Genomic DNA, 1,177 nt, shown 5'->3' with positions numbered 1-1,177 from the left:
ATCGTGCTGAAGGGACGGCGCGAGCCGCTGCGTGTCTATGAGCTGCTGCCCGCGGGCGGTGCCGGCCGGCCGGAAGTGATGCGCTACGCCCGCGCCTTCGCCGCGCTCGGCGCGAATGCCGACCGCGCCCCGCTCGCCGCATTCGCCGCGATCGCGGTCGCGGACCCGCATGACGGGTGCGCACGCTTCTGGAGCGACCGCATCGCCGCCGGCGAGACGTCCCCGGTCGTGGTCATGGCGGACAAATGACGATCAGTCGCGCACCGCGCGCAGGTCGAAGAACTGGCTGCCGTTGAAGAAATACGCCGGCGTCTGCTCCTGCCGTCCCTTGGCGGTCGCGGCCTCGACATGCCGCGTCGTGTACATCGTCAGCTTGTAGATATCGATCCGGCCCGTCCTGTCCATGTCGGCCGCGCCCTGCAAGGCCTGCAGCAGGAAGGACGTGAACAGGCCGTGTCCCTGCCCGTCGCTCGGCAGCGCGCCCGTTGCCGTCCCCGCGCTGTCGAGGGCGAGCGCCGTCGCGCTCGACAGCACGAACCGGCCGGAGGCGTGGCCCAGCGCCGTCGTCAACGTCGCGTTGCTGTCGTGGCGCAGCACCGCATCCTCCGTCGCGATCGCGCCGGAGAAGCAGGTATCGAGGATCACCGCGACGCGCGCGGCCTGGATCGCCTGGATCGCCGGCAGCATCCGCGACTGACCGTATCCCTCGCGACGAAACAACTCGTCGAGCGGATGCGTGCCATCGTCGGCGGCGGTCATGGCCTGATGCAGCAACGCGGGGTCCCCGGTGCCGAATTCGACCGGGGCGAAGTAGTATTTGCCGTCCACCTGCTCGCCGTGCCCCGCGAAGAACAGCAGCACGAGGTCGTCCGGGCCGGCATGCCGCCCGATATCGCGCAGCGCCGCGTCGATGTTCGCGGCCGTGGCCTGATCATCGAGCAGGGTTTTCACCACCGCCTCGTCATAGACGGGCGGATTGCGGCCGCGAAACAGGTCGGCGACCGCCCGCGCGTCGTTCGCGGCGTTGTCGAGATCGAGCGCGGGCGCGCGGAAATGGCTGACCCCGACGCTGAGGACATACAGCGTCACGTGCGCCGCCGCAGCTTGTGCCGGGGCGCCCGTGCCGGGCGCCTGGCCCGTGGACGGCGCGGCATCGCGCGTCACCGGCGGGGACGCG

At 70.9% G+C, this 1,177-nt stretch carries 2 protein-coding genes; one reads left to right on the top strand and one right to left on the bottom strand.

Going from position 1 to position 1,177, the window contains the following annotated elements:
* Positions 1–249: hypothetical protein (locus B8460_RS22375; RefSeq protein ID WP_048863053.1), on the top strand; the 249-nt coding region annotated here is incomplete at its 5' end.
* Positions 250–252: 3 nt separating this feature from the next.
* On the opposite strand, the gene B8460_RS18275 is transcribed toward B8460_RS22375, so the two are convergent.
* Positions 253–1,177: caspase family protein (locus B8460_RS18275; protein WP_048863052.1), on the bottom strand; the 925-nt coding region annotated here is incomplete at its 5' end.

The organism is Acidisphaera rubrifaciens HS-AP3 (genome assembly GCF_000964365.1).
Classification (GTDB): Bacteria; Pseudomonadota; Alphaproteobacteria; order Acetobacterales; family Acetobacteraceae; genus Acidisphaera; species Acidisphaera rubrifaciens.
Note: the sequence above shows the minus strand (reverse complement) of the source record. Positions and strands in the feature narration are given on the sequence as shown.